A 503-nucleotide genomic window follows, 5' to 3' on the forward strand; every position below is an offset into this window, starting at 1 on the left:
AAAGCTATGGAGCGTTGAAACCGGAAACCTCGTCAAATCTTTCGAGGGGCATGAAGGCACCGTCTGGTCCGCCGTCTTTTCAAAGGATGAGACACTCGTCCTGACCGCCTCAGGTGACAACACGGCAAAGCTATGGAGCGTTGAAACCGGAAACCTCGTCAAATCTTTCGAGGGGCATGAAAGTGAGGTCAATACAGCCGTCTTTTCAAAGGATGAGACATTCGTTCTGACCGCCTCAGATGACACCACGGCAAAGCTATGGAGCGTTGAAACCGGAAATCTCGTCAAATCTTTCGAGGGGCATGAAGGCACCGTCTGGTCCGCCGTCTTTTCAAAGGATGAGACATTCGTTCTGACCGCCTCAGGTGACAACACGGCAAAGCTATGGAGCGTTGAAACCGGAAACCTCGTCAAATCTTTCGAGGGGCATGAACGCACCGTCTGGTCCGCCGTCTTTTCAAAGGATGAGACACTCGTCCTGACCGCCTCAGATGACACCACTG

Annotated in this window: 1 protein-coding gene; it reads left to right on the top strand. The window is 52.5% G+C overall.

The window, feature by feature from the left end:
- Positions 1 to 503: WD40 repeat domain-containing protein (locus F0155_RS23325; protein WP_150526951.1), on the top strand; the 503-nt coding region annotated here is incomplete at both ends.

It is taken from the genome of Roseibium sediminis (genome assembly GCF_008711325.1).
Lineage (GTDB): Bacteria > Pseudomonadota > Alphaproteobacteria > Rhizobiales > Stappiaceae > Roseibium > Roseibium sediminis.